This is a genomic window from Streptomyces sulphureus DSM 40104 (genome assembly GCF_000381025.1).
Taxonomy (GTDB): domain Bacteria; phylum Actinomycetota; class Actinomycetes; order Streptomycetales; family Streptomycetaceae; genus Streptomyces; species Streptomyces sulphureus.
Genome location: NZ_KB905822.1, coordinates 57,525 through 81,794, shown reverse-complemented (window position 1 = coordinate 81,794; position 24,270 = coordinate 57,525). Strand labels below are relative to the sequence as shown.

Genomic DNA, 24,270 nt, shown 5'->3' with positions numbered 1-24,270 from the left:
CCGCAGCTCGGGGTGTGCGTCGGCGTGCGGGGGCCGCGAGGCCGGTTCACTGGTCGCCGTCCACGCAGGGGGTGAGGATGCTTGGCACGAGCCGGTACTCGTGCTCGACCCCAGCGGCGATCAGCTCGCGGGCGTACCCATCGAGGGACGCGGTCAGGCAGTCGGCGTCGAGGTCGTAACGGGCGGCGATCTCGGGCACGCGGTGCCAGGCGCCGTCGAGGAGCCGCCACTGGTCGACCTGGTCTACTTGTACGGGCAGCAGGGTGTGCAGGCGGGCCGGTTCGACACCGCGGGCCTTGGCTCGTTCGGAGCGGGGGCAGGCGGGGGTCTTGCGTAGCTTCTCCCCGGCCGCGGTGAGCGCGCACCAGATCAGGCCGTCGGCGGCGGCGAGGAGCCCTGGGCCGGGGCCGGCCGCGGTGGAGGCGGGCAGGGTGTCCGGTTCGGCTTCGGACTCATCGACCGGCAGGGTCGGGTTCGGACCGCGGGTAGTGGTATCCGCCTCCTGGTCGTCATCGTTGTTGCGGCCGTTGCGGTGTGGTGTGTCCGTTGTGGTGGGGGCGTCGGAGTCGTCGAACCCGGTCTCCCTGCGGAGAGCGTCGGCAGAGATGACTCCTCGGTCGAACGCCTGCAACGCCGTCTCCGATCGGTTGGTGCGTACGCGGAGGGGGCTGGTGTCGTACCAGACGAGCCAGCGGTGCCAGTCCTGCACGCCTTCGGCTTCGAGGATGGGGCGCAGCCACTGCTGTGTGAGGGCGTGCGCGAGCGTCGCGAGCTTCGGCTCGATGCCGAGACGGATCGCCTCCGAGGTGAGTGCCCAGGCGCCCCAGTGGTTCACGTCGCCAAGGCCGAGGAGGATCTCGGCGGGGATCTCCAGACCGGTCGCGAACCGGCGGATGGCCTCTTCCCTCAACTTCAACGCCAGATCGTCGAACTCAGACTCAAACGTGAGGTGCTTGAAGTCGGAGATCGTGTCGGCCGGCAGCTCCAAGATGATCGGGACAGTCGCCGCTGCGCTCTCGGGATCGCGGATCGCGGTCTCGGCGATGGTCATGAAGACCTCGATCAGGTCGTCGTCCCCGTTTCCCTGGGTGGCCGATGACGGAAACCTGGTGCCCTTTGGGACGAGGATGATCCCGCGGCCCGTGATCCGGGAGCGAGCGATGGCCTTCACTGCCGCGTTGAGGAGCATCAGCTCTTCCAACAGATCCAGCGAGGAGCGGACAGGGCTGTCGGCCTCGATGGCACGCTCGGGGTCGGGCTCCCACACGCGGATGGCGATCGGCGCGTTGGAGTCCATCGACTCGGGGTCGCCCTCGGAGATCGGAACGTCTTCGCCGTCGATCTCAGCGGTGAGCTTCCCTGATTGCTGGCGGACTTCGCGTACGGACAGGACTCGCCAGTCGTGGCCATGCTCCGGCGAATAGGGACTCAATACCTGGTCGTTGGGGCGGACGATGATCCATCCCTCGCCCGGGATGGTCAGGTGCTTCCCGAACGCGCCGAGCATCTTCGCCTGGCCGTCGGCGCCGCCAGCGACCTGGTCAACGATCTCGGCGGCGCGGTGTCCGGGCGGCGCGGGGTCGATCGAGCCGTCGTCGTCACGGCATCCGGCGAACAGGCGGGCGCCGGCCATGGCATTGCCGATCCACGAGGCGGCGAACCTCACTTCGGGCACCTGGTGGTACATGTCGTAGGCGCGGTGCTGCCACGACTGGTCCCCGGTACCCTTCCCGCGGATTCTTCGGGAGGTGTAGCGGGACGCGGCTGCGGTGATCTCCTGACTGCCCATCAGACGATGGCCTTGCGCTCGTCGTCCCACCGGTTGAGGAGCACGGCTGCCCCGGCGACTGCGAGCCATTCGACGCCGTGCGCGAGGAGCGGCGCGTCCGACCAGGTGCCGGTCACCAGCAGCCACGTCAGGAGCAGGGCGCCGGCGACCCACCAGCCGGTGCAGTAGACGCAGGAGATCAGCGTCACCACCGCGGTGCGCACCGTCGACTCGGGCTTGTTCTGGTGCCAGGCGTCGATGCGGTCCCGCACGGGGTCGAGGATCGAATCGTGCACGGCGAGTTGTGTGCCGCGGTACCCGGCCAGGGCCAGGAGGGCGAGTTCTGGGAGGTTGAGCACTGCCGCCCCCTATGCGGAGATCATCCGGCCAACGTCAGCGGTGGATGATAGACCACTCCGCGCACCCTGCTCCGGCAAGGTTTCCGCAGCTCAGGCCCCGTTTTCAGATCAAAAACTGTGCGGGGTCAGAACAGGGCGGTGATCAGCTCGGCGTGGGTCTGGTCATGCTCGTCGACGGCTTCGCCCAACGTGAGCTGGTGGGCGGGCATCGGCAGGTCCAGGATCTCCAGGGAGCCACGGCAGGAGACGAGGGAGCCGTCAGCGTTCTTCCGGCGCTCTCCGGGGGCGTCGTGGCGCCATACGCGGCCCCGGCCGAGGCTCCCGGCGACAGGGCCGGCCGGGCATTCCACGCGAGGCATTTGCACACGGACAGTGTGGCGGAAGGCGCCGCTTCGCGTACGACCCGTCAGTCAACTGGCGCGAACCCGGCGGGCTGGGTGAGGAGCTGTTGCGCGCGCCGGGCCTGGTCCCTCATCCGCACGTTCGCTTCGTCGGTGCCGAGGCAGTCGGCGACGAGGCGGGCGCCGACCCGATGCCGCGCCTCGGCGGGCATCTTCTCGGCGCTCAATGCGGCGTGGAGGCTGTCGAGGACCATGCGCAGGCGGTGCACTTCGGCGGCGTACTCGGGGTCGTGCAGGGCCGCGTGCTGGGCTTTCGGGTTGCGCGCCAGGTACTCAAGGAGCGCCGCGTCAGTGCTGGAGTGGTCCATCCCGTCAGTGTTCCATGGGCAGCCGGCGCGCTCCGGTGCTCACTTCCCGATGCGGCGGCCGTACGGCGACGCGGCCCGCGGTGGCTGCTGCCCCTGGGGACTGGTCGGGGCCTGGGGCAACGGGGCGTGGACGATGGCGCCGGCGTTCGCATCGGGGATGAGGCCGTACACCAGGACCGTTGAGGCGTCGATCCGACCGGGGCTGTCGGGGTCGGTGGGCATCCACGTCGCCCACTCGCGCTCGAGGTCGGTGAACACGCCGCGCAGCCGCACCTTGTCCTGCACCATCTGCTGCGCCACCGGCTCCGCGCGGAGCAGCTTGCCCTGCTTGGCTCGGACGGGGGCGATCTGCGGCATGAGGACGTCGTCGGGGATCTCGCCCTCGCGTTGCAGCGTCTCCCACGACGTTCGGATCGCCAGCTCGCACATGTCGCGGCCGTAGTTCCACTCGACGTAGATGATCGCCGCATCCGTGCGGTGTGCCAGCATGCACGCGGCGCGGGACCAGTCCGTCGACGACATGGCGGCCGACACGTCGTCGGTGATCCACACGCGGCCGTCGTCGCCGAGGAACCCCCCGACGACGCCGGCGACGTCCCGGCCGCCGCCCGAGGGGTCGATCGCCACGGCGATCTTCTGCGGCTCCACCCGGCTGCTGGTGTCACGGATGAGGCGCAGCAGCTCCTCGGACACCAGCGCGCCCTCGGCGGGCTGCGGGTCGCCCTGAGCGAGCGCGTGCCAGTCCCGCACGATGCTCGTGCGCTTCATGTCCGCCCACCACGCCAGCAGCGCCCGCCGGTCCCGGGTGGGGATCTTCGGGTGCGGCAGCGGGTCACCGTGCTCACGGCCGAGCGGGTCCGGGCCGAACTTCGGGTCGGCGATGGCCGGGAGGTGGATGACCTTCCACCGGCCGCCGTCCTCCAGCCGACCCTCCTCGGCGAGGCGGCGGCCAGCGAAGTCGTCGGGGTGCCAGCGAGTCATGATGGACACGACCGCGTTCCGGTCCGGCTGGAGCCGCTTCAACGCGGTCGAGGAGTACCAGTCGTGCAGCGCCCGCCGGCTGGCCTCGGACTCAGCGTCAGCGCGGTCCTTGTGCGGGTCGTCGACGATCAGCACGTTCAGCGAGTGCCCCGTCAGGCCCTTCCCGACGGACACGGAGCGGACGCCGCCGCCCGCGGTGACGGCCCAGTCCTGCATCGCGCCGGACCCGGCCTTCATCCGCAGCTCGTACTCGTCGCCGTACTCCTCCACGTAGCCGCGGATCGTCTTGCCCCGCTTGAGCGCCAGGTCATCCGAGTACGAGGTGACGCCGATCCGGTCGCCGGAGTGCACCGCCAGCCACCAGAACGGGAACCACTCCGCCACCGTGGTCGACTTGCCCACCTGCGGCGGGGTCAGGATCAGCAGCCGGTCGTACTCCCCACGCTCGACACCCGCCAGCGCGTCGCCGATCAGCCGCAGGTGCGGGCGCATCCGGAACGTCGGATCGAGCCCACGGGCGAGGGTGACCGGGTCGCGCAGCAGGTCCCGGCTCACGGCCTGCTCGGCAGCGGTGAGCTGCTGGTACACCGCGACGTCGTCGAGGTGGGCCAGCTCGTCGGCGAGGGGAAGGGCGCTCACTCGCCGCCCGTGCCCTCACCGTCGCCGCCACTGCCCTGGCCGGCCGGGTACGCCTCTTCGTCGTCATCGTTGGCGCCCTCGACGGCGCGGACGCGACGGGTGACGGTCGCGGCCAGCTCCGCCAGACGCGCGTTGCGCTGGTCGACGGGCAGCCCGGCGAACTCCTCCAACTTCCCGGCGAGCGGCGACGCGGCTTCGCTGGTGACGACGATCGTCTCCGTAGGGTCGCCGAACAAGGCGCGCCGGTGCCGCATGGCCACGTCCATCAGCCGGATCACGTCGCCCGCGCTCATCTCCTGCGCGTTCAGCGACGGGAGGCGCTGCGCCACCTTGCCGATCGCCGCGCCCAAGATCCGGGCGTCTGCTTCGGCGGCCTTGCGGCGCTCCTCCAGCCACGTCGCCTCGTACAGCTTGTCCAGGTGCCGGTCGTACGCCTCGGCGCGCTCCAGCCACCGGAACTCGGCGCTGGCTTTGCGGACGGTCACGGGGTGGCGCTGTAGCAGTTCCGCAGCCCTCGGTAGGGTGCGGGCGCGTCCGAGGTCCCGGTAGGTGATGAACTGTCCGTATTTCTTCGGGGTCTCGCCGGGTTGCTGTTCCCAGGGCGGTAGTGCGGGGTCGAGCTTGATGGGGGTGGGGGTGGGGCTCATGACGTCTGTGCGGGCTCAGAGGGGGCGTGGTTGGGGCCGGACAGGTACTCACCTGCCAGGCGCTCCAGGAGGCGCCAGCCCTGTCCTTGCTCGATCTCTCCGCGTCCTTCTGCGGCGGCGATGGCCTTGTTGAGAGTGACGGCCGCGGGGGCGGGGAGGTGTCGGGCGCCGAGGACGGTCTCCAGCCCGACGAGTCCGGAGTGCAGGGGTTCGCCCTGAGGGGACTGGTAGCCGGCCTGGAGATCGGTCAGGTGGGCCTCGACGATGCCGAGGATGGCGTGGAGGGCGGTCGCGACGTTGCCGACCTTGTGCGCGGCGTGCGTGGACGCGAGCGTGTCGAGGGTCTGGTCGTAGTCGGCGCGTGCGGCGAGCCAGCTCTCGGTCTGGCCCATGCGGGCGTCGTTGAACGCGGTGCGGGCCGCTTCCAGCTCGTTCGGCAGGAAGATCAGGCTGACTGTGGCGAAGTCGAGGTTCGCTTCCGACAAGCCTTCGGGGGCGACTTCGGCGAGGAGGTTCAGCGATTCGTCGTCGAGGCCGGAGTAGGCGCGCCAGTCGACGTCTTCGATCTGGTCGTACAACGCCTTGAGCGTGGCCGGGTCGTCCTGGCCGGCGATGCTGTTGTGTGAGAGCTGCCGGGCCAGCAGCTCGTCCTTCTGCTGGGGGTCGTCGATCAGCATGCAGTCGATCTCGTCTAGGCCGACCTCGACCGCGGCGGCGGTGCGGTGGTTCCCGGACAGGATCAGCTCGCGGCCTTCCTCGTACTCGCCGGCGCCGTAGATCAGCGGGACGGAGGTGAGGCAGCCGTCCGCGGCGACGTTCTCGACGAGCCGGTCCCACTCCTCCTTGCGCATGTAGCGGGCGTTCATGTCGAGGGGGGTGAGTGCGCGCGGGTCGCGGCGGACGAGGCGCGGGCGGATCGTCTGCGCGGGCGGGGCCGGGGTGCTGTCGCTCATCGGGTGTCCTCGTTCTTCTTCATGTCGCTGCCGTGCTTGCGCTTCCACAGGGCCAGGGCTTCGGCGAGGTCGTACCGTCCGAGGGGGCCGCCGTACTGGAGCTGGTAGCGGTGGATACCGTCGCCCTTGTCGCCGGGCTCGGAGCGCTTCTGGAGCTTCACGCCGGGGATGCCGCGCCCGTACTTCGCCGAGTTGGGCCGGTCGGTGAACGCCGTGGTGGCCCAGCCGGTCAGCCGCTTGGACAGGGAGCGCTGGAGCAGCAGTTGCGCCTCGCTGGTGGAGGCGGCCATGACGATGAGCTTCGCGAGGCGCCGGTACTTCGTCCACGACACGGGGAAGTCGGACATGAGGTAGGCGGTCGCCGGGTCGAACTTCGGCGGGAGGTAGGCGAACGCGCCGATGAGCTTTCCGTCGACGGCGACGCCGCACGCGAGCAGGGGACTGCCGGGCTTGATCGTCTTGGACATGAACTGGGAGCGGACGCCGGCGAACTGCCCGCCCGTCAGGACGTGCAGCGTCATCTTGTCGCCCAGCTCCTCCCCCACGCCGATCTTCTGCATGGGAATCGGCTCGACGGGCTGCCGGGGGCGGACGATGCGGCGCGGCCCGGCGGCGGCGTACACGTAGATCGGCAGGCCGCGGTTCGCGGTCTGGACGACGCCGGCGAGCCGGTGCCGCAGCTCCGGGCGTTCGATGTGCAGGCCCAGCACCCAGTGCGGCCGGTCCTGCACCAGGCGGATGATCTCTTCCTTGCCGTCCTCGGTCAGCTCGTTGAACGACGGCTCGGGCCAGGAGAACGCGGCGTCGATGCTCGCGAACTGCGCCTGGTAGTCCTTGGCGTAGAACGGGGGGAACATAACGACGGGGGCCTCGTCGGGCACCTCGTCGCGGAGGTAGTCCAGGACGTCGCCGACGAAGAAGCTCCCGAGGCGGGTCTCCAGCGCGCGGAGCTTCGTCGCGGTCTTCTCGTGCATGCGCGGCCACTGGTCGCGGGTGGCGTCGAGCATCCGCCGGTAGTACGTGCCTTCCTTCCCGACGTACTGGAGGAAGCGGGTGCCGAGCATGAGGGTGGCGAGGCGGTCGGTGCGGTCCTCGCAGTACGGGCGGACCCACCCCAGCTCGTCTTCGTACTCGTCGCGCAGCTCGTACGGCAGCTCCTCACCGGCGAGGAACCAGCCGAGGGCGCACGAGTACGCGGTGATGTCGTTGCCGTGGACCGGCCGCGTGTTCCCGAATCGGGAGTGCAGTACGCGTTCGATGGTGAAGTTGCCGGAGCAGCCGATGTAGATGTCGGTCTCGGGCCACGCCCCGGCGTGCTCGTAGATGATCGAGCGGAGGGGCGCCGGAATCGAACCATGGAACATCGGAGCCCCCGCGTGGTGAGGAAGTGGGGTAGAGCGCCGACCAGGACTTGAACCTGGACCTCCCGCCCGGAAGGCGGGTGTGCTGCATTGTCACTACCGGCGCAGTGCGTTCGGCCGCGCCGCTGTCAGAACGGCCAAACGCGGAGAGGGATGATACACACACTCCAGGTGCTCACCCCGTCCAGCAAGGGATGGCTGTGACCTCGGACGATGCCGTGGCTGCCTCCGCGATGATCTCCTTCATCGACACGTCGTTCTTGAAGCGGTGCCCGATCTTCTCCTCGATGGCGGCGTACTCGGCGGCCAGCTCGGGGCGGAGCTGGGCCGCGCGGACGAGGGCTGGCCGCGAGGCGAGGACGCAGAACGAGCAGGAGAGGCGCGGCATCCCGTCGGCGTAGGCGGGGTGCGGGCGGAGCCCGGACCGCTCAGCGGCCGCCCACACGTCGGCGGTCGACCAGGCGTGCACCGGGTGCCAGGTGTCGACGTGCCGCAGGGTGTTCGACGCCCCGTGGCCGGGCTTCTTGTCCTTCGGGCAGGGCACGCCGCGCCGCTCAGCGCTCTCCAGCGCGGCGCGGCGCGGCAGGCAGTCCCGGCACGGGCAGGTCAGTGCCCCGTCGTGGGAGAAGGCGCGAAGGCGGCGCCGGGCCGGGGACTCGTCAGCGCGCAGACCCATGACGTTGAGGATGCGGACCCGGCCGAGGTGCCCGGCGGCCTCGGCTTCGCGGACCAGGGCGGTCATCAGGCGCCGCACCGGGCCGCGCTTGAAATCCGACGTGCACCAGCGGTTCGAGGCGTCGGGGAACATGCCGCGCTCGGCGATGCGGTCGACCAGGTCGGCGCCGATGCGGGCCACGACCTCGAAGCGCAGGCCGTAGGCGGCGGCGTGCTCGGCGGCCAACTCGCGCGTGCCGGCCCATTCGGCGCGGCCGAGGTCGGCGTGCACGCACACGATGCGGTCGCGGGGGACGCCGGCGGCGTCGGCCTGGCGCACCAGCTCGTAGAGCATCGCCATCGAGTCCTTGCCGCCGCTGATGTTCGCCAGCAGCCAGCGGTACGAGGCGAGGTCAGGGCCGTCGTCGAGGCCGGGAAGGTTGAGGCTGATCTGTCCGGCGCTGGTCATCCGGGAGCCTTTCGGGTCGGTGCGGTTCGGGGGTGGGGCGGCCGGTGGCGGGGCCTGTGTCGGCCGCGTTGCCGCCGCGTGGAGGAGGGGGAGCCTGGCCGGGTGGGGGGCTTAGACGGCCGTGTGGGGCCGTGGCCGGTGGCCACGGCCCCACGGGCGTGCCGGTCAGGCCGCGGGGCCGGTGCACGGCCACCAGGTGTCGTACTCCTCGGTCAGGTACGCGGTGGCGTCCTCGCGGTTCTCGTGGAAGCCGACCAGGTCCGGTGCGGGGCACGCGCACCTGGTGTGCAACAGTCAGGCCGCGACCGTCTGGAGGGTGACCGGTCCGTCGGCGGCGACGGTGCGCTCCTTGCCGGTGGCCAGCTCGCTGTACCGGTACGTCGCCGCCTGGCCGATGCCGTTGGGTTCAATGCGGGTGAGACGTCCGACTCCGGCGGGGCTGAGGACGAGTTCCACAGCGCCGCTGGTCTCGACGCGGTACGGCGGTTCGGGCTCCAGGGCCGAGGAGGTTGACGCGGCGGTCGCGGATCTCGTCGGCGTTCTCGCGGCGCTTGCGGGCGATCTCGGCGAGGGCCAGGCCGACGGCGCCGCGTCGGGTGGTGTCCTCTCCCCACACGCGGCGGTTGCCGTTCGCGTCGCGGACTTCCCACATCTGGGTGCCCGAGGCGCGGGTGCGGTAGACGGCCATCTCCGAGTTGGTGACGTGGAGGAAGTCGGGGAGGCCGACCGGGTAGTCGCCCGGCACGGTGAACAGGTAGCCGCGGGTGGCGAACGGCGTCCAGGCCGGGAAGCGGTCGGGGCCGTAGCGGGTGAAGCGGACGGTGCTGAGGTCGAAGCCCATCGCGGAGTCCTCTCGGGTCATGGCGGTGAGGAACGGCCGGGGCGGCACGGGGTGCTCGCCCGTGCCGCCCCGGAGGGTGAGCGCGTCAGACGCCGACGGGCTCGATGCCGTCTTCCCGGCAGTCGGTGCAGGGCTGCCGGTAGGTGCACGGCCGGTGCGGACCGCGGTGGTCCGTGCAGTGCACGCACTCCTGCGGGTGGTGGGCGTGGCCGGTCAGCAGGCTCAGCACCTCGCTGAGGGTCGAGGCGCCGAGCACGCGGACGTCGGCCGCGGTGCGCACCTCGTCGAGGACCACGTCCGGCACCAGGACCGCGGGGGCTCCGGCCTGGGCGACGGCCTGCACCTGGTCGCGCAGGCCGGGTGTTGCCCGCAGCTTGCCGTCGAGGCCGAGTTCGGCGAGCAGCGCGATCCCGTCGAGGGAGGAGGCGGGGAGCTGGCTGGTCGCGGCGACGGCCGCGCAGGCGATGGCCAGGTCCAGGCTGCTGCTGCGCCGCTCGGCCGGTCCGCCAGTGGTGCGGTCGACCCGGATGGCCAGGTTGGACTGGGGCCAGGTCAGGCCGCTGTTGACGACTCCCGCGCGTACGCGGTCGCGGGTCTCGGCGTCGTGGTGTGCGGGCAGGCCGAACACGTTGAAGAGGGGCAGGCCGGGGGTGCTCGATGCGGCCACTCGGTAGGCGGTGGTCCCGGCGGCGGCCAGGGTCTCGGCGTTGCCGTACGGCTCGTTGGGCGGGGCGATGTCGCCAGCCGGGCCGTACGCTTCCATCTGGCTGGCTGGGCTGAGCGTGTAGTCGTCGAGGCCGGACTGTTCGCGCAGGTCCGCGACGAGCTGGTCGACGGCCGCGCGGGCGTCGGTGGCCCAGACGGTGGTGACCTCGCCGAGGGCGTCCATCGCTTCGACGCCGATCTCTTCGAGTGCGATCGCGCGCTTCGTGTCGTTGGTCGGGGCGGGGGCGACGTCCCACAGGGTGTAGCTGGTGCCCTGGTCCTGGCCGACGATGATGAACTCGCGGGTCGCGGTGGTCTCGGTGGTGGTGTTGGTGCTCACGCGTTCCTCCAGTGATCTGAATGGGGGGTACGGTGGGCCTCACGCGCCTATTCGGGTCGCAAGGCCCTGTCGGTGGGCTGCGTTTGGCGGCCGGTGGGATTCCCTCGCTCACGCGCCCCGCCGGCCGCCGCCAGCTAGCAGACCCTCGTGTAGGTGCTGGTCCGGCGCCCGCCGTTGCCCATCGCGTACGGGCTGGTGCGGCGGATGGTGACCTCGTCCGGGCCGTGCTGCTCGATCTCTTCCATGTCCAGGACGAGTTGGTGGCTGATGTGCGACCTGGTCTGGTAGCCGCTCAGGATCTCCTCGGTGATCGCAGGGGTCTGGCCCGGCCGGTCGACCTCGGTGAGCCGGTAGTACGTGGCGGTGTCGTCGATCTCCAGCCCGGCCATCGCGGCGGTGACGTCGGTGACGATGTCCGCGTACTTGGCCCTTCGGATGGTGGCGCGCATGGGGGTCTCCCTGTGGGGTGGTTGGTGGATGAGTGGATCTACAAACATTCTTCCCAAGTGAGCTTTGGGTAACCCGCTTGGGGGGATGTTTTTCAGGGAAACTCGCAGATCAGACGGCCAGCGCCAGCCGGTTCGGGTCGGCGTAGCGGTCGATGTCCTCGCCGGTGACGCACTCGACGAGCGCGCACAGCAGCACCTCTGCGACGGGCGGGGTGACGGCATTGCCGTACTGCTTCACGCGCTCCCTCTTCGACCCGAGCACGCGGTAGTCGTCCGCGAAGGCCATCGCCCGGCCGATCTCGTGCGGCTGGAGCATCCTGAACAGGACCTTCGAGATGTCGTACTCGCCGCTCTCCAGGAGCGCGTACCGGTCGCGGGTCGGCAGGGCGCCGATCGGGTCGCTCACGGGGCGGGCCTGCCCGGTGCCGTAGTAGGGGACGAGCAAGTGATCCCAGGTGACGAGCGACTGGTGGCCCGCGGTGGTCATCGTGCGCAGGTGCTCGGTGACCGGCGTGCAGTGCTCGCCCCCGTCTCCGCGTGAGCCGTTGTTCCGCATCACCATCGCACCCGGCCAGGTCACCAGCCCGTGGTGGTTGCCGCCGGCCGACACGGTGTGCAGGGGCTCGCTGATGTGGCGGGCCTTCTCCTTGTCGCCGCCGCCGCGCATCGGGATGGAGAACGGGACGTACGCGAGCGCGGTCTCCGCTCGCGCGGTCTGAGTGCGCAGCGGGTCGTCCAGGCGCATCGCCTTCTTGCCGTCGCGGCCCTCGCAGGGGACCAGCAGCGGCGGCGGGATCAGCAGTCCGTCGCCCTCGGTCGTGGTCCGCGTCGGCATCGGAACGTCGGTCGTGCTCGCGCCCGTGCGCCACGTCCCGCCGGTCGGGACGAGGAGCGGCGCGGCGCGGCCGGGGTCGGGCTGCCGGTCGCTGAACAGGGCGCCCTGCTCGCCGCTGCCATCGACGGGGCTGCCAGGCTGCGGCCAGAAGCGGCCGATCCCGGCGCGGATGCGGGCCATGGTCGCGGGGGCCAGGCCCTCGGGCGCGTCCTTGGACTTCGGGCGCGATCCGATCGGCGTGCCCTTGATGGACCAGTCGATCGCGGCGGCGGCCGGGAGGACGGCCGGGTCGACGAGCGCGCGACACGTCTTGCGCGGGCACCGGTAGTCGTACGCCGCGCGGTATCGGCCCATGTCGCGGCCGGGCTGGCGGAAGACCTGGAGAGCGGCCACGGTCTCGCCGCAGTCGGGGCACCAGGCGCTCGGGCGCAGCCACTTGTCCCAGTTGGGGTGCCGACCGAGGCTCTTGTGCCAATAGGCGACGTACAGCCGGTCGCGGCTCTGCGGCGCCCGGTGCACGGACCGGGGGTCGACGTGCATGCTGTTGAGGGCGATCACGCGCGTGTGGTAGCCGAGCTTGTGAAACTCGGCGAGCCAGCGGTCCCACTCGGCCCACTGGCGGACGTCGATGACGTTTTCGACCACGCCTGCCTTGACCAACTGCCCGCGCTCCTGGACGCCGCGCAGGTAGAGGGGCACCTCTTCCATCAGCGCCCGACTCTCTTCCTCCTCCTTCGTGGGGCCGTCGGGGTCGCCGTCACCGGCGGTGCGGAACTTGTCGGCCTCCTCATCCGCGTAGAGGTCGAGGAGGTCGCCCTGCACGGCCTTCGCGAAGGAGCGCTTCTGCCCCTTGGCGATGGACCAGTTGGTGCACTCCGGCGACCCCCAGTGGATGTCGGCGACCGGCCAGGCCCACACCGGGGCGCGGCGGATGTCGCCGGTGTAGTGCGCGACGCCGGGGAAGTTGAACATGTGGCTCTTGATGGCCTGCTTCCAGTGGTTCGCCGCGAAGGACACCCGCAGGTGGGGCACCTTCTCGGCGGCCTGGCTGGAGCCGCCTGCGCCACAGAACCAGTCCTGGATGGTCAGGTCGGTGCTGTCGTGTCGATAGGCCATCTGGAGTTCTCCTGGGAGGTCAGACTGTCGGTGGGCGGCCGGGCGAGCGGGGATTCCCCGTCCCCGCTCGCGCGGCCGGTGTGGTGCTTTGTGGTGCTACTTCCATTCTTTCCCATGCTGGCTTTGGGTATCCGTGTTTCCCAAGTTTGGTTGGTAAAAGAACGGGCAAGAATTGCAGGTCAGGCCGGTCAGTCGAGGGGCATGGCTGCCGTCTTGGCCAGGTCGATGCGGAACACGCGGCTGCCGTCGCGGTCCTCCTAGCGCTTGTTGAACGCCTCCCACACGTCCTCGGTGGTCCGGTCGAGATACGGCGTCCACTCGTTCATGTCGAAGACGCCGTTCCCGCCGTCGACCTCGCCGAGGTCGCCGACGAAGGTTCGGCGCTCGCCGGCCGTCGTCCAGTACGCGCCGGACGCGAACAGCGTCCCGTCGGGCGACTCGGTGACCTCGACCCACGCGGCGTCGGGCAGGAGGTAGGCGCGGCGCTGGGAGCCGTGATTGGTCATGTGACGTCCTCGATTCGCTCGGGTGGGGTGAAGTGGTCGGAGCCGGGGCGGGCGCGTGGCCCGCCCCGGCGGTGAGGCCGGCTGCTACTCGGCCGGGAAGGTGATGACGTGCGCGCCGTCCATGTGGGGCTGTGCGGCCTCCGCCCAGCCGCAGGCGGTCAAGTCGGCGCCGGTCGGCCGGTAGACGAACATCTCGGTGAGCCGGTCGTGGACCTTCTTCGCGAGGGCATTGGGGACGGGGATGCTCGGGACCCCCTTGGGGTCGTCGACGAGGAACATCACGAACGGCTGTTCAGCGGTCGGGTCGACGAGGACACCGGCCACGTCGGGGCAGGCCGCGCGGCAGTCCGCGGCGAGGTACGGCACGGTCTCGGTGAGCAGCTTGCGCCGGGCCTCGGTCGCCTTGGTGCGGGCCTCGTCGAGCGGACCGTCGCCGGCCGCCTCTTGGCCGAGCGGGGCGAACACGACGCGGTGCAGCTCGGGCTCGCCGATGTCGCGAGCCGGCCGCCACCCGCTGACGTCCAGGTTGATCGGGTCGCGGCCGTGGTCGAGGGCCTTGCGCAGCACCTCGTCGGCCTCGCCCAGCGTCTCGGTGTCGAACGGGCCGTACCCGTCCTCGGCGTCGGCGTCGGTGCCCGTCGGCCAGTCGTCGCCGTCCCGACTCTCGACCCGCACGATGTGCCCGAGGCTGGTCAGGTCGATCAGGCACGACGTCGCGTCGGGCATCTGGGTGCGCATGATCTCGCCCATGCGCCGCGCGCTCTCGGTGAGGACCTGCTTCCGCGCCTCGTAGGCCGCCTTCTTGGTGTAGAACAGCGGGCCGTCCTCGACCTCGTACCAGGTCCACTCCCAGCCGCCGATCCAGTACCGGCCGTCGGCGTCGGGCTTGACGACGTTCGCGGCGGTGGTCGGCTCGTCGCTGAGGTACTGCCAGCGGATGTGCAGGACGACCGGCTCGGGGGCGCCGTCGAGCACCTTGATCTGGTCGACGCAGTCGTAGCCGTACTCCTCGGCGGCCTCTTCGGTGTGGGCGGCGAGCTGGCGTACGGCGTCGAGGGTGAAGCCGGGCGACACCCAGCCGTTCCAGCGGTTCGAGCGGTCGAGGCTGGCCGGGTAGATGTGCTCGTCATCCACGCACACCCATGTGTCGATCATGGTCATTGCGGTGCTCCTTGGGTCGTGAGTCTGTTGTCGGTGGACTCCGGAGCGGGCGGGGATTCCCGCCCGCCGCCCGCTCCGGGGTGGCGTCGGCTACTTCTCAGCGCGGAGGATCAGCGGGTTCAGGTGGTCGTCGAGCGCGTACCAGCACCAGGGGAAGCCGCCGATGGCGTACCGGCCGGTCTCGCGGTCGGGCACGACGATCTCCGTGGCCTGGTCGACGCCCTTGGAGCCGATATCCATCCAGGTGACGACCACGACCAGGACGCGGGGCTCGCCGTTCTCCTCGCCGCCGTCGACGACGTGCACGGTGTCGACGGAGCCGTGGCCGACCTCGGTGGCGTCCGCCTGGGTCTTCTCGGCGATGCGGCGGACGGTCTCCAGGTCGAACCAGGGCTTCACGTAGCCCTCGTCGTTGGTCTCGGCGGGGTCGACCACGGCCGGGTAGCGGTCGCGGTCGTTGTTGCTGACCAAGGTGTCGATCACGGTTGGTCCCTTCGGGTGTGCCCGTGCGGGCATGGATCGGGGCGGACGGGTGTCGTGCGCCCGTCCGCCCCGGGGCGGTGTTGGGTTGGCTCAGCGGAGGTCGAACAGCGTCGGCGGAGGGGTCGGTGCGGCGACGGACTGGGCGCCCAGCTCGGGCACGAGGTCGCCGGTCTGCTCGGTCCACCAGGTGGCGAGCATCGAGCGGTGGCACCAGGCGTCCGCCGGGGGCAGCTTGTTCAGCCGGTCGAAGCACAGCAGGACCAGCGGGGCGTCCAGGTCGTGGGCGCCCGCGATGGCGACCAGCTCGTCGCGGATGGCGTCGATGCCGCGCTCGTTGAGCAGTCGGCGGTAGCCCCACTCGTACGCGTCACGCGCGTTGATCTTGAGCAGGTCCCGCGTAGGGGTCACGAGACGCGCGTGGCCCGCCAGCTTGTAGGAGAGGTGGAACCGCGGGTGTCCGGCCGTGGAACGGACGGGAGTGCCCATGTGCGGGGCGAATTCCTGGTAGGTGCAGGTCGCCAGGCGGACCATCTCGTTCGTCTCGGTCGCTTCGGTCACTGGGACCGCCTTTCTGTTCTGGTGGAGGAATCCCAAGATCGGCTCTAGTGGGTACCCACTAGATCAACCAGTGGGACGTGGTGTGTTGTAGAGGGAAAACGGGTGATGCTACGCCGCCGCGAACAGGTCGAGCTGGCGCGGCTGCTTCACCCACCACTCGTGGGTGCGCAGCGAACTGCCCGGCCAGGAAGGCAGGTACACCAGGCACGTGCGGATGCTCGTGCCGCACTCGCGAAACGAGTCGTCGGGCAGCTCCTCGATCTCGCCTTCGGCGTCCTCGACCATCTGCCGGAACTCGACCGTCTTCCGGTCCGACCACCACATAAGGCCCTGGGTCATCACGGAGACGAGCACCGCGTCGTCGCTCATGAACCCGATCGCGTGCCGGATGTGGTCGATGCCGTTGGCGAAGGGCGGGTTCATGACGACCCGGTCGTACCCCTCGTCGAGGTCGAGCGGGTCGAGGCTCAGGAAGTCGGCGTGCTTCACGCTGCGGGCGTCGCCCTGTTCGCGGAGCAGCCCGGCCCGCCGCTCGTCATACTCGACGGCGTCGACCACGCCGCCGCGCTGCGCGGCCTGGCTGACGATCGCGCCGGAGCCGGCCGACGGCTCCAGGACCGTCGCCCTGGGGCCGATCCCGGCGAGGTCGAGGAGCCGGGTCACCAGCCGCGGCGGCGTCGGGAACCACCCCTGGTCGTACTTCGAGGGGTACTCACCGGCCGCGAGGCACTGCCGCATGAACTCCTCGATCCGGTATGGGAACTGGTGGGCGCGCACGTGCTTGCGGCCGTCCCAGCGGCCGCCCATCTCCTTGAGCACCTTGTTCATCCGCTCGTAGACCGCTCGGTCGATCTCGAACGGAACCTGCACGCGGTCGTTGTGGATTACAGTGCGCTCGTCCGTCAGGACTCGGAGCACGTCGTTCGGGAACTGCACGGATACCTCCTGGTGAAGGGGGACGGGGAGGGACGCGCCGCGCTCGCCAGCACTGGGCGCGTCCCTCACCGGGTCAGTTGGCGGTGGCCTCGGGGTTGATCTCGATGGCGCCCGCGCGGACAGCGGCGACGGCCTGGGCGTCGCGCAGGTTCTTGATGGCCTTGGTGGTCAGGTCCCGCAGGTGCTCGATGCGCTGCCGGTAGCCGCCCACTCCGCCGCCGGTTCCGGCGAGCAGCAGGGCGAGCTGGTCGGCGTCCATGGCGACGATCTCGGACAGGATCTCGCCGGCCGTGGAGAGCTTGTCGACCTTCTTCACGAGCTTCTGCCGGTCGGCCGCGATGGCTTCGCGCTCCTCGTCGGGGACGTCGTGCGCGCCCGGGAGGGCGTCCTGCTCGCCGCCCGGCTTCGGGGTGGTGGTCTCGTCCGCGAGGACGAAGAACGAGCCCTGGGAGGCGCGGCGCTCCTCCTCGGCGCGGCAGGCGTTGACGAACGCCTCGGCGTCGCGGGTGCTGGAGAAGCCGCCGCGCATGTACTTCGCCAGGAACCGCGTCTGGTTGTCGGTGGACAGCTTGGACACGTACCAGGCGAGGGCGGGCGGCAGGTGGCCCTTGCTCATGGCCTCCTGGGCGTTCGGGCAGAGCTTGAGGAGATCAAGACGCCACCCGACGTACGCGGTGGACTTGCCGACGCCTTCGGCGACCTCTTCGAGGGTGTACCCGTCGTCGACGAGGCCCTGGAATCCCTGGGCTTCCTCCATCGGGGTCATGTCCGCGCGGCCGACGTTCTCGGCGACGGCCTTCATGCGGATGGTGCGGTCGCCGTCCTGGATGCCGTGCTGCACGACGGCGTCCAACTCGGTGAGGCCCGCGATCTTCGCTGCGCGCCACCGGCGTTCGCCCATGATGAGCGTGTACCGGCGGGTGGCTGCGTTGTAGCGGACGCTGACCGGCTGCTGCTGGCCGATCCGCGCCATGGAGCCGGCCAGCTCGTTTAGCTTGGCCTCGTCGAAGTGCTTGCGGGGCTGGTTCGGGTCGGCGTCGACGCGGTCGACGGGCACCCGCTTGAGGACCGTCTTCACGGCCTCGGCGGTGGCCGCCGCGTTCTCGGCGATGGCCTCGCGCCGCTTGCTGACCTTGGTGGGCTCCGCCGTCTTCTTCGCGGGGGCCGCGCTCTTGCGGGTGGTGGTCTTCGTGGTGGCAGCCATTGCCTTACCTCTCGGGTGGGAGGGGGGTTTAACAAGATCAACTTTAGTGGGTACCCACTTGCCCGTACAGTGGGTACCCACTAGATCGGGGGTGAATTTTGACGAGTTTTCGCAGTTCACAGCGCTGCCCGGCTCGGGCGCCCCCTGCTCGCCCTGGTCTTCCTCTGCCGAGCCGTTCGGTGTCGCCGGGACTGCCGGGGTGGTCAGGACAGGCTCGATGGCGGCGGCCTCACCCCATCCCGCACTCCGGCACCTCTTCCACTCGCCACTCACCCCATAGCCGCGCTCGGCCAGCAACTCGGCCAACTGCTTCTGGAGATTCCGCGACCAGGTCGCCTGGTGGTACTTCTCGCCGTCGGGGGCGGTGAGCGTCACCGGCTCGTGATCCTTGTGCGGCTGGCTGTTGCCGTTCAGGAACGTCACCGTCGCCTCGGTGGCGCCCAGCCTGCACTCGAGCCTCACCCGCTTCGGGATCTTCGGGTCGGTGCGCCGCTTCTTCGGCTTCGACCTCGCCTTCTTCGCTTCCGCCTGGGCTGCGCGGACGACGTCGGCCGGGGTCGCCTCGCTGGCTTCGCGGGCCGACTTCGTGCCGGGCACCTTCCCGTCGGCGAGGAAGGCCCGCATCGCCTCACCCGGGCAACGGGCCTGCACCTGGGTGTAGTCGGCGCTGTGCGTGCTGACCCGCCCGTTGAAGGTGGCGTCCTCGGCCGTCATCACCGCCATGGGCGCCAGCCGCAAGTTCCACGCGATGCTGAGCGTCTTCGGGTTGACCCGGGCCACCTCGTACCAGGAGCGTCGGGCAAGCACGAAGTCGCCGGGGGCGAAGTCGTCCGGCCCCCACACCTTCACGCCGTCGGCCTTGGCCTTCTCGATCAGCTCCTCCCAGTACGTGATCTCCTCCCGGAGATCCTGGATGGCCCGCGCGTGCCGGCCCTCGGTCGCGTCGCCGTTGTGACGCTCGTGTGCCCGCAGGTCGGCCCTAAGCCTCTCCAGGCGCCGGAGGGTGCGCATGGGGTCGTTGCGGTGCTTCTCGTAGTTCTCGGCCGCCTCGGCCCGGTTCGCCAAGTACCCCGCGCGGTCGCGTTCCTCGAACGACTTCCGCATGTTCGTGTGGATACGCTCTTGGTCCCGGCGGGCGCGGCGCTCGCTGTGGTGCCCGACGAGGATCGGCTGGCCGAACTCGAACCGCTTCGAGATGTGGTCCGCCTTGGCACGTCGGGCGTCGGCCGAGGCGGCTGCCCGGCCCGCGCGGTCGCTGAACCGTTCGGCGCGGTCCTCGGCGCGCTCGACGCGGTCGGCCTCGGCCTCCGCGAAGGTTCGGCGCACCTCCTCCTTGATCTCGACGGTCACCTCGTGGCCGGCCGCCTCCAGTGCTTGCTTCGCGCGGTTGATCCTCCAGGTGTCCGCTTCCTTGTCGCGGGAGCGTGGGATGCCGAGCGCCCCGATGGAGCGGAACGGGCGGAACCCGTGGCTACGGACGATCTCCCAGACACCGTCTCCCTTCACGGAGTCGGTGATGAGCGTTCCGTCCGCCCGGGTGTGGGTGATGCTGATGGCCGCCATGTGGCGGGTCTCCTTCTGGGGGTGGGTGGGCGGGGCCGGTTGGCCCCGCCTCGGGGGTGGTCAGAGTGCGCGGCGGGCCGCCATGACCGCGTCGACGATGGCGGCCGTCTCGCACCACGTGGCGTCGATGCTCAGGACTTCGGTGGCTCCTTGGGGCTGTGTGGTGTGGTTTGTTGATCTACATACATCATTCCACAAGTTGCCTTGGGAAAACACATTTGGGGGCTGTGTATTCACGGAATTTCGGTGAGTTGACCTGCGAAAACGCCGATCGCGCGACCTTGATCCACTCGCGCAGTGGGTACCCACTAGGCTGCGGCTATGGATCACAGCCTCCCCGAGCCGTTCGCCGCTCTCGCCGACCTCGCCAACGGCGAACCGACCATGCAGCAGGCCCGCGCTCTCGGCCAGGCGCTCAAGGCCGTGCCCGACCTCCAACGCTGGCTGCGCCAAGAGCGTCAGCGCACCACCCGCACCCTTCTGGACCGGCACAGCGCGAAGGAACTCGCCCCTCACCTGGAGGTCTCCGAGCAGCGCGTCTACGACATCGCCAGCGGCCACAACCGCAGCAAGGCGCCCCGCCGCGCCGCACCGGCCGAGTAGCCGCCGCGCACAGCGAGGCGCCCCGCACGGGAGCGTGCGGGGCGCCTTGTCGTGCTGGCAGCGGTCAGCTCGCTGTGAGCCTCCACAGGTCGGCGAGGATCGGGCCGACGTCCTCGTACGCGAACTCCATGTGGACGATCTCGGCTCCCAACTCGCCGTACCGGTGCGAGGCCGGGGCGGTCACCAGAAGGCGGCCGTCGCGCAGCTCCGCGCCCGCCCCGCCCGCGTGACTCCCGCCGGACCGCCACGCCTGGTAGCGGCTGTGCCCGGCGATCTGCTCCAGAGCGGCGGCCAGCGCCGGCGGCTCCCCGGGCGCGGCCACCGTCGTATCGTCGACCGGCTGCCAGACGACGGCCCGCTCGTCGTCGGTCGTCTCGCCCTGGTGGAAGTGCTCACGCAGATAGCCCGCCATGAACTTCTTCGCGGACACGTACGCCGACTCGCGGCGCACCTCCACCTCGTACCAGGGGCTCATCTGCTCTGTCGGTTCGAGGACTACGCCCATCTCGGGTCTCGCTTTCGTGTGTCGGGGGAGCCCGGGGCCGGTCGGCCCCGGGCGGGTGTTGCGGGTCAGACCTCGTCGACGAAGACGCCAGCGCGGCCCTCGTCGACCTCCTCGACCGAGCCCCAGGCGTAGCGGACGCGGACGCGGCCGGGCATGGACTCCCCGGTCTCCTCGTCCTCCCACGGGGGGCAGTCGACGCCCACGAACGTCACGTGGTGGTCGTAGTCGACCAGCAGCTCGTCGCCCTCGCAGACCTCTTCGCCGCTGGTCTTGGTGACCCTGTGCTTCTGCGTGCTCATCGTCGTGTTCCTCTCTCAGTCGCGTCCGTCGTTCGCGGCCAGTTCCAGCACCAGCGGCCAGGCGTCGTATGCCGCGTCGCCGAGTGCCGTGTCGTAGGCGGTCTGTTGGCCGGGGAGCACGTCGCCGTCGCGGACCATGCTCGCGGTCGCCGAGTGGAACGCGTCGGCCGCCTCGGTGGCCTGGTCGGCGAGGTCGTTGAGCGCTTCCCGCCGCGTGAACTCCGAGCGCAGGTCGGTCCAGAAGTAGCCGCACCCCGGCTCGGGCTCGCCTTCGAAGGACTCGCCGGCGACCACGTGCGCGTCGACGGTCTCCTGGTCGACCATGACCCAGGCGAGTACCTTCGCCCACGCCTTCTTGGTGCTGCACTCGCTCACCACGTAGGTGTACGGCTTCTCGCCGTCGTGCCGCTCGGTTCCCGCGACGGTGATGGTGAACGTCCGCTCGCGCTGGCTGTAGTCGTCGGGGACGTCGTACAGCGGGCCGTGCTCGGCGACCGCCTCGATGGGCTGCGCGGCGGGCGGCTTCGGCTTCTCGATGGCTGGGCCGTGCTTGGCCGTCAGCTCGTCCATCTCGGCCTGGCCGCTCATCTCGTTCAAGCGCTGGAGCTGCTTGCCGATGCCGAGCCCGGCCAGCGGCGCCTTCGCGTGCGGCCACACCTTGTGGGCGGCCTGCACGTAGGCGGCGCCCGCGAGGACGGTCACTTCGCGGGCGTGCTCGATGCCGAGCTTCCGGGCCTGCGCGGTGAGCAGCCGGTCCGACACCGCGTCGCGTTCGCCGAACCGGGTGTCGTAGGGCTCCAGTACTTCGTCCAGGGTCACGAGGCCGTGGCGGGCGCTGAGGACGAGGACCAGGCCGTCGTCCCCGGCGAGGACAGCCGCGGCCCTCCAGCAGCTCAGGAAGTACGAGCCGACGTATAGCTCGCGGGCCGGTGCGGCGTGGTCGAGCTTCTTCCCCGAGCAGGGGATCACGTAGACGTGGCCGCGGCGGGCGGTGGGCGGGGCGGTGACCATCTGGGGTCCTTCCTTGGGATGTCGGGTGTGTTCGGACGCTGTCCGGGCAGGTGGCGCGGGGTGTCCGGCCGACTGTCCGCACAGCGCCCGGACACGTCCCAGGGGTGTCCGGGGCGTGTCCGGGTGGCGGGTCAGGCCGTGGCGAGGGCGCCGACGAGGGACCGGGCGAAGTCGCTGCACACGTCGTGGCGGTGGCCGGCGATATGGCGCCTGGCCTCGGTGCGGTCACCGCAGTGGCGGGCGAACCCGCACTCGCAGATCGCGACGCTCGCCGCCGAGTAGCGCCTGGCGCCCTCTCCTGGCGGGTAGTAGTGGCCCTCAGGATCGGTGGTGCGGGTGCGGTGGCTGCGGGCGAACAGCCCGATCCGCGCGGTGAGGCTCTGCCGCACCTGGTGGTCGTCGTCGACGACGACCAGGCCGCGCGCCCGGAGGCGGGCGGTCGCCGCCGGGGGGATGCGCCAGGCCCCGCCGGTCACGACCCGCTGGACCGAGCTGTACCGGGCGTCGCGTGCGGAGTCGATGAGCAGCAGGTCGTAGCACGTTGCGTCGGTCAGGGCCTTCGCGACGGGCAGGTGCGGCCGGAGCCGGATCGAGCGCGGGTAGCTGGTGACGCTCTCGCCGACCTGCCGGTGCGCGGTCCAGGAGATGAGCATCCCGCCGTCGGTGGTCAGGTCGATGTCGAACCTGCGGCGCACGGCCCGGCGGAGGAGCCACAGGGCGTGCCCCTCGTTCGCGTTGCCCTCGGTGGTGCCGCCGGGGTGGGTGACGGTCTCGTAGAACACGCGGGTCCTCTCGTTGGTCGGGGTGGTCAGGCGGCTGCGGGGGCGGCCTGGTTGATGAGCTGCCAGACCTCGCCGGGGGCGGTGTGGTCGGGGACGTCGAGTGAGGCGATGACGCTCGTGCCGTCGAGGACCGTCAGGTGGCCGCGCAGGTGCTCGGCGGAGCGGCGGCCGTCTGCGGTGCGGTAGACGACGGGCCGGGTGCGGTCGACGCGCAGCTCGTCGCGGGCGTCGTCGGTGAGCTGGTCCCATTCGCGGTGCAGGTCAGCGAGGGCGCTGTACGCGGCGAGGGCCACGTCTTCGTCGTGGCTGTCGAGGTGACCCATCTCGATCACGTACAGGTGGCGGGCTCGGAGGTCGCGTGCCCGGTAGCGGAACGTCGGGTGGATCAGGTCCAGCTCGGGCAGGGTGGGCGCGTGGCCGGTGACCGGCGCGGTGACGTACTGGAGAAGGGCGGGCGCCAGACCGGTGGCACGGTTAATGAGCGCGCGGTGCGCGGCCCAGATGGAGGTGTCGGCGTCGTCGGGGAGGCCGTCGGTGTCGGCGTGGTCGAGGAGGGCGCCCGAGGTGTCGTGCAGGTGCCGGGCGGCGGTGAGGAGCGCGCGGCGCCGGGGGTGTCCGGTGGCGCGGCCTCGGATCAGCTTGCCGAGGAGGCGGGCGCGGGTGGCTGCTTTCGCGTGGGCGTTCATGCTGCTGTCCTCCAGGGGGATGTCGGGTCAGGCGGCTGCGGCGTAGGCGGCTGCGGCGTGGTAGCAGCGGGCGCCGCGCAGGCCGGCCGGGCAGTTGCACTGGCCGGTCGCGGCGGTGCGGTAGATCTCGCTGCCGTCGTCGCTGACGACGAGGAACACGCGGTTCTTGCTGGTCTTGCGGAGCGGGACGATCGCGCCCAGTTCCAGCAGCTCGACCGCCTTGTTGACCTGCCAGCCGTGGAAGCCGGCCGGGTTGGTGCGGGCGGTGCGGCGGACCTTGCGCCTGCACTTCGGGCCGTAGCCGTCGGGGCTGGGCTGGCGGAGGGGGCGGCGGCACTTGAGGCACCGGGCGGGGTGGGTGGTGGTGTCCGTAGCGCTCATGCCGTGCCCTTTCGCCTGTCTTGCTGTGCTTTGTGAGGTGGTGTGACATTCACCATCATACCCAAGGACCCTTGGGAAAACCTTTTTGGGAAACCTTGGTTGGCAAAAGGTCGGCAAAGGAAGCCGTGTCCGGGCACGGCTGGACACCGTCCGGGAACGCAGAACGCCCCGCCCTCCCCCCTGGGAAGACGGGGCGTCCGGACGTGCCCGGCTACCTGTCCGCGCGGCCTACTCGGCGGCGTCGGCCGACGGCCTCACGCACACGTCGTGCCGCTCGCAGTTGCACTTCCGGCACGCTGCGCACATCTGGCCGGCCTCCAGACCGCACCCGCCGCAGCCACCCGTGGCATCCAGCTCGGCGTCATCGAGCGCGACCGACAGATCCACCAGCGCAGCCCGGTCGAAGCGTCGCCGGGGCCCGCACGTCCCGTCGCACCGCACAGTCTCGCCGAGCCCGACGTACAGCGACTCGTGGCCGTCGCACGAGAACTCCGTCCAGTCCTCGACCTCCGCGACGGCGACCGTGCAGTCGCCCGCGCCGACCGACCCGACGCCGCCGAGGTCGGCGGCGGAGCGGGCACCGCCGATCTCCGCGATCAGCTCACTGTCGTTCTTCACCGGCTCGCCCTGGACGCGGAACACCCCGTAGACGAGCGTCCGCAGCTCGGCACCGTCCTTGCAGTGGTAGCCGCGGTCCTCGATGCCCTGAGCCTTGATCGTGACGTCGTACATGCTGCTGCTCCTCAAATCTCGTGTCGGATCGGTG

General features: G+C 70.6%; 29 protein-coding genes and 1 tRNA gene. 1 reads left to right on the top strand and 29 read right to left on the bottom strand.

Annotated elements, in window-relative coordinates:
- Positions 1-46 precede the first annotated feature (46 nt).
- The 22 genes from F603_RS0124705 to F603_RS36080 form a co-directional block, all read right to left on the bottom strand.
- On the bottom strand, positions 47-1,789 hold the full coding sequence (locus tag F603_RS0124705) for a hypothetical protein (protein ID WP_019548620.1): 1,743 nt from the start codon (positions 1,787-1,789) through the stop codon (positions 47-49).
- Complete coding sequence (locus F603_RS0124700) at positions 1,789-2,127, bottom strand: DUF1360 domain-containing protein (RefSeq protein ID WP_019548619.1); 339 nt, start codon at positions 2,125-2,127, stop codon at positions 1,789-1,791. Before F603_RS0124700 ends, F603_RS0124705 begins: the two co-directional genes overlap by 1 nt.
- A 125-nt stretch (positions 2,128-2,252) precedes the next feature.
- Positions 2,253-2,492: a hypothetical protein gene (locus F603_RS0124695; protein WP_158678687.1), complete on the bottom strand. Its 240-nt coding sequence runs from the start codon at positions 2,490-2,492 to the stop codon at positions 2,253-2,255.
- 41 nt (positions 2,493-2,533) lie between these two features.
- Positions 2,534-2,836 carry a hypothetical protein gene (locus F603_RS0124690; protein ID WP_019548617.1) on the bottom strand — a complete coding sequence of 101 codons (303 nt, stop codon included), beginning with the start codon at positions 2,834-2,836 and terminating at the stop codon, positions 2,534-2,536.
- Between the two features lie 39 nt (positions 2,837-2,875).
- On the bottom strand, positions 2,876-4,456 hold the full coding sequence (locus F603_RS0124685; protein ID WP_019548616.1) for a terminase large subunit domain-containing protein: 1,581 nt from the start codon (positions 4,454-4,456) through the stop codon (positions 2,876-2,878).
- A complete protein-coding gene (locus tag F603_RS0124680; protein WP_019548615.1) occupies positions 4,453-5,103 on the bottom strand; it encodes a hypothetical protein in 651 nt (216 codons plus the stop codon). The genes F603_RS0124685 and F603_RS0124680 overlap by 4 nt, the downstream gene beginning before the upstream one ends.
- Entirely contained in the window at positions 5,100-6,056 is a 957-nt protein-coding gene (locus tag F603_RS0124675) for a ParB N-terminal domain-containing protein (RefSeq protein WP_019548614.1), read from the bottom strand. Before F603_RS0124675 ends, F603_RS0124680 begins: the two co-directional genes overlap by 4 nt.
- Positions 6,053-7,420, bottom strand: a complete 1,368-nt coding sequence (locus tag F603_RS0124670) for a putative antirestriction adenine methyltransferase (RefSeq protein ID WP_019548613.1) — start codon at positions 7,418-7,420, stop codon at positions 6,053-6,055. Before F603_RS0124670 ends, F603_RS0124675 begins: the two co-directional genes overlap by 4 nt.
- A 32-nt stretch (positions 7,421-7,452) precedes the next feature.
- Positions 7,453-7,523, bottom strand: a tRNA-Gly gene (locus F603_RS0124665).
- 69 nt (positions 7,524-7,592) lie between these two features.
- Positions 7,593-8,540, bottom strand: a complete 948-nt coding sequence (locus F603_RS33620; protein ID WP_019548612.1) for a phosphoadenosine phosphosulfate reductase family protein — start codon at positions 8,538-8,540, stop codon at positions 7,593-7,595.
- Positions 8,541-8,705: 165 nt separating this feature from the next.
- On the bottom strand, positions 8,706-8,831 hold the full coding sequence (locus F603_RS36315; protein WP_019548611.1) for a hypothetical protein: 126 nt from the start codon (positions 8,829-8,831) through the stop codon (positions 8,706-8,708).
- A 3-nt stretch (positions 8,832-8,834) separates the two neighbouring features.
- Positions 8,835-8,996: a hypothetical protein gene (locus tag F603_RS35225; protein ID WP_019548610.1), complete on the bottom strand. Its 162-nt coding sequence runs from the start codon at positions 8,994-8,996 to the stop codon at positions 8,835-8,837.
- Positions 8,947-9,402, bottom strand: coding sequence for a hypothetical protein (locus F603_RS0124645; protein WP_158678686.1), 456 nt, complete (start codon positions 9,400-9,402; stop codon positions 8,947-8,949). Before F603_RS0124645 ends, F603_RS35225 begins: the two co-directional genes overlap by 50 nt.
- Before the next feature lie 64 nt (positions 9,403-9,466).
- Positions 9,467-10,426 carry a magnesium chelatase domain-containing protein gene (locus tag F603_RS0124640; protein WP_019548608.1) on the bottom strand — a complete coding sequence of 320 codons (960 nt, stop codon included), beginning with the start codon at positions 10,424-10,426 and terminating at the stop codon, positions 9,467-9,469.
- Between the two features lie 134 nt (positions 10,427-10,560).
- Positions 10,561-10,875, bottom strand: coding sequence for a hypothetical protein (locus F603_RS0124635; RefSeq protein WP_019548607.1), 315 nt, complete (start codon positions 10,873-10,875; stop codon positions 10,561-10,563).
- Positions 10,876-10,984: 109 nt separating this feature from the next.
- A complete protein-coding gene (locus tag F603_RS0124630) occupies positions 10,985-12,826 on the bottom strand; it encodes a DNA cytosine methyltransferase (RefSeq protein WP_019548606.1) in 1,842 nt (613 codons plus the stop codon).
- A gap of 257 nt (positions 12,827-13,083) precedes the next feature.
- Positions 13,084-13,332 carry a hypothetical protein gene (locus tag F603_RS0124625; protein ID WP_019548605.1) on the bottom strand — a complete coding sequence of 83 codons (249 nt, stop codon included), beginning with the start codon at positions 13,330-13,332 and terminating at the stop codon, positions 13,084-13,086.
- An 84-nt stretch (positions 13,333-13,416) separates the two neighbouring features.
- The gene (locus F603_RS0124620) at positions 13,417-14,493 is read right to left on the bottom strand and encodes a hypothetical protein (protein WP_019548604.1); all 1,077 of its coding nucleotides are present in this window, start codon (positions 14,491-14,493) and stop codon (positions 13,417-13,419) included.
- Between the two features lie 90 nt (positions 14,494-14,583).
- Positions 14,584-14,976, bottom strand: a complete 393-nt coding sequence (locus tag F603_RS0124615) for a hypothetical protein (protein WP_019548603.1) — start codon at positions 14,974-14,976, stop codon at positions 14,584-14,586.
- 90 nt (positions 14,977-15,066) lie between these two features.
- Positions 15,067-15,534 carry a hypothetical protein gene (locus F603_RS0124610; protein WP_019548602.1) on the bottom strand — a complete coding sequence of 156 codons (468 nt, stop codon included), beginning with the start codon at positions 15,532-15,534 and terminating at the stop codon, positions 15,067-15,069.
- Positions 15,535-15,642: 108 nt separating this feature from the next.
- Positions 15,643-16,470, bottom strand: a complete 828-nt coding sequence (locus F603_RS0124605; RefSeq protein WP_019548601.1) for a class I SAM-dependent methyltransferase — start codon at positions 16,468-16,470, stop codon at positions 15,643-15,645.
- Positions 16,471-16,543: 73 nt separating this feature from the next.
- On the bottom strand, positions 16,544-19,237 hold the full coding sequence (locus F603_RS36080) for a ParB/RepB/Spo0J family partition protein (RefSeq protein WP_019548600.1): 2,694 nt from the start codon (positions 19,235-19,237) through the stop codon (positions 16,544-16,546).
- Between the two features lie 321 nt (positions 19,238-19,558).
- Between F603_RS36080 and F603_RS0124590 the strand changes: the two genes are divergently transcribed.
- Entirely contained in the window at positions 19,559-19,840 is a 282-nt protein-coding gene (locus F603_RS0124590) for a hypothetical protein (protein WP_019548599.1), read from the top strand.
- A gap of 64 nt (positions 19,841-19,904) precedes the next feature.
- On the opposite strand, the gene F603_RS34810 is transcribed toward F603_RS0124590, so the two are convergent.
- The 7 genes from F603_RS34810 to F603_RS0124555 form a co-directional block, all read right to left on the bottom strand.
- The gene (locus tag F603_RS34810) at positions 19,905-20,345 is read right to left on the bottom strand and encodes a hypothetical protein (protein ID WP_019548598.1); all 441 of its coding nucleotides are present in this window, start codon (positions 20,343-20,345) and stop codon (positions 19,905-19,907) included.
- A gap of 65 nt (positions 20,346-20,410) precedes the next feature.
- Positions 20,411-20,644 (bottom strand): hypothetical protein, encoded by a 234-nt coding sequence (locus F603_RS0124580; protein WP_019548597.1) that lies wholly within the window; start codon positions 20,642-20,644, stop codon positions 20,411-20,413.
- Positions 20,645-20,659: 15 nt separating this feature from the next.
- Positions 20,660-21,655: a DUF6884 domain-containing protein gene (locus tag F603_RS33615; RefSeq protein ID WP_019548596.1), complete on the bottom strand. Its 996-nt coding sequence runs from the start codon at positions 21,653-21,655 to the stop codon at positions 20,660-20,662.
- 131 nt (positions 21,656-21,786) lie between these two features.
- Positions 21,787-22,437 carry a hypothetical protein gene (locus tag F603_RS0124570; RefSeq protein WP_019548595.1) on the bottom strand — a complete coding sequence of 217 codons (651 nt, stop codon included), beginning with the start codon at positions 22,435-22,437 and terminating at the stop codon, positions 21,787-21,789.
- Positions 22,438-22,463: 26 nt separating this feature from the next.
- Complete coding sequence (locus F603_RS0124565; RefSeq protein ID WP_019548594.1) at positions 22,464-23,123, bottom strand: hypothetical protein; 660 nt, start codon at positions 23,121-23,123, stop codon at positions 22,464-22,466.
- A gap of 27 nt (positions 23,124-23,150) precedes the next feature.
- The gene (locus F603_RS0124560) at positions 23,151-23,504 is read right to left on the bottom strand and encodes a hypothetical protein (RefSeq protein ID WP_019548593.1); all 354 of its coding nucleotides are present in this window, start codon (positions 23,502-23,504) and stop codon (positions 23,151-23,153) included.
- A gap of 228 nt (positions 23,505-23,732) precedes the next feature.
- Positions 23,733-24,236, bottom strand: coding sequence for a hypothetical protein (locus tag F603_RS0124555; protein ID WP_019548592.1), 504 nt, complete (start codon positions 24,234-24,236; stop codon positions 23,733-23,735).
- Positions 24,237-24,270: the final 34 nt, after the last annotated feature.

Coding starts and splice junctions, on each gene's coding strand:
- F603_RS0124705 (WP_019548620.1), bottom strand. CDS start 1,789: ATGGGCAGTCAGGAGATCACCGCAGCCGCGTCCCGCTACACCTCCCGA.
- F603_RS0124690 (WP_019548617.1), bottom strand. CDS start 2,836: ATGGACCACTCCAGCACTGACGCGGCGCTCCTTGAGTACCTGGCGCGC.
- F603_RS0124680 (WP_019548615.1), bottom strand. CDS start 5,103: ATGAGCCCCACCCCCACCCCCATCAAGCTCGACCCCGCACTACCGCCC.
- F603_RS0124675 (WP_019548614.1), bottom strand. CDS start 6,056: ATGAGCGACAGCACCCCGGCCCCGCCCGCGCAGACGATCCGCCCGCGC.
- F603_RS0124670 (WP_019548613.1), bottom strand. CDS start 7,420: ATGTTCCATGGTTCGATTCCGGCGCCCCTCCGCTCGATCATCTACGAG.
- F603_RS33620 (WP_019548612.1), bottom strand. CDS start 8,540: ATGACCAGCGCCGGACAGATCAGCCTCAACCTTCCCGGCCTCGACGAC.
- F603_RS0124645 (WP_158678686.1), bottom strand. CDS start 9,402: ATGACCCGAGAGGACTCCGCGATGGGCTTCGACCTCAGCACCGTCCGC.
- F603_RS0124635 (WP_019548607.1), bottom strand. CDS start 10,875: ATGCGCGCCACCATCCGAAGGGCCAAGTACGCGGACATCGTCACCGAC.
- F603_RS0124630 (WP_019548606.1), bottom strand. CDS start 12,826: ATGGCCTATCGACACGACAGCACCGACCTGACCATCCAGGACTGGTTC.
- F603_RS0124625 (WP_019548605.1), bottom strand. CDS start 13,332: ATGACCAATCACGGCTCCCAGCGCCGCGCCTACCTCCTGCCCGACGCC.
- F603_RS0124620 (WP_019548604.1), bottom strand. CDS start 14,493: ATGACCATGATCGACACATGGGTGTGCGTGGATGACGAGCACATCTAC.
- F603_RS36080 (WP_019548600.1), bottom strand. CDS start 19,237: ATGGCGGCCATCAGCATCACCCACACCCGGGCGGACGGAACGCTCATC.
- F603_RS0124590 (WP_019548599.1), top strand. CDS start 19,559: ATGGATCACAGCCTCCCCGAGCCGTTCGCCGCTCTCGCCGACCTCGCC.
- F603_RS34810 (WP_019548598.1), bottom strand. CDS start 20,345: ATGGGCGTAGTCCTCGAACCGACAGAGCAGATGAGCCCCTGGTACGAG.
- F603_RS0124580 (WP_019548597.1), bottom strand. CDS start 20,644: ATGAGCACGCAGAAGCACAGGGTCACCAAGACCAGCGGCGAAGAGGTC.
- F603_RS33615 (WP_019548596.1), bottom strand. CDS start 21,655: ATGGTCACCGCCCCGCCCACCGCCCGCCGCGGCCACGTCTACGTGATC.
- F603_RS0124565 (WP_019548594.1), bottom strand. CDS start 23,123: ATGAACGCCCACGCGAAAGCAGCCACCCGCGCCCGCCTCCTCGGCAAG.
- F603_RS0124560 (WP_019548593.1), bottom strand. CDS start 23,504: ATGAGCGCTACGGACACCACCACCCACCCCGCCCGGTGCCTCAAGTGC.
- F603_RS0124555 (WP_019548592.1), bottom strand. CDS start 24,236: ATGTACGACGTCACGATCAAGGCTCAGGGCATCGAGGACCGCGGCTAC.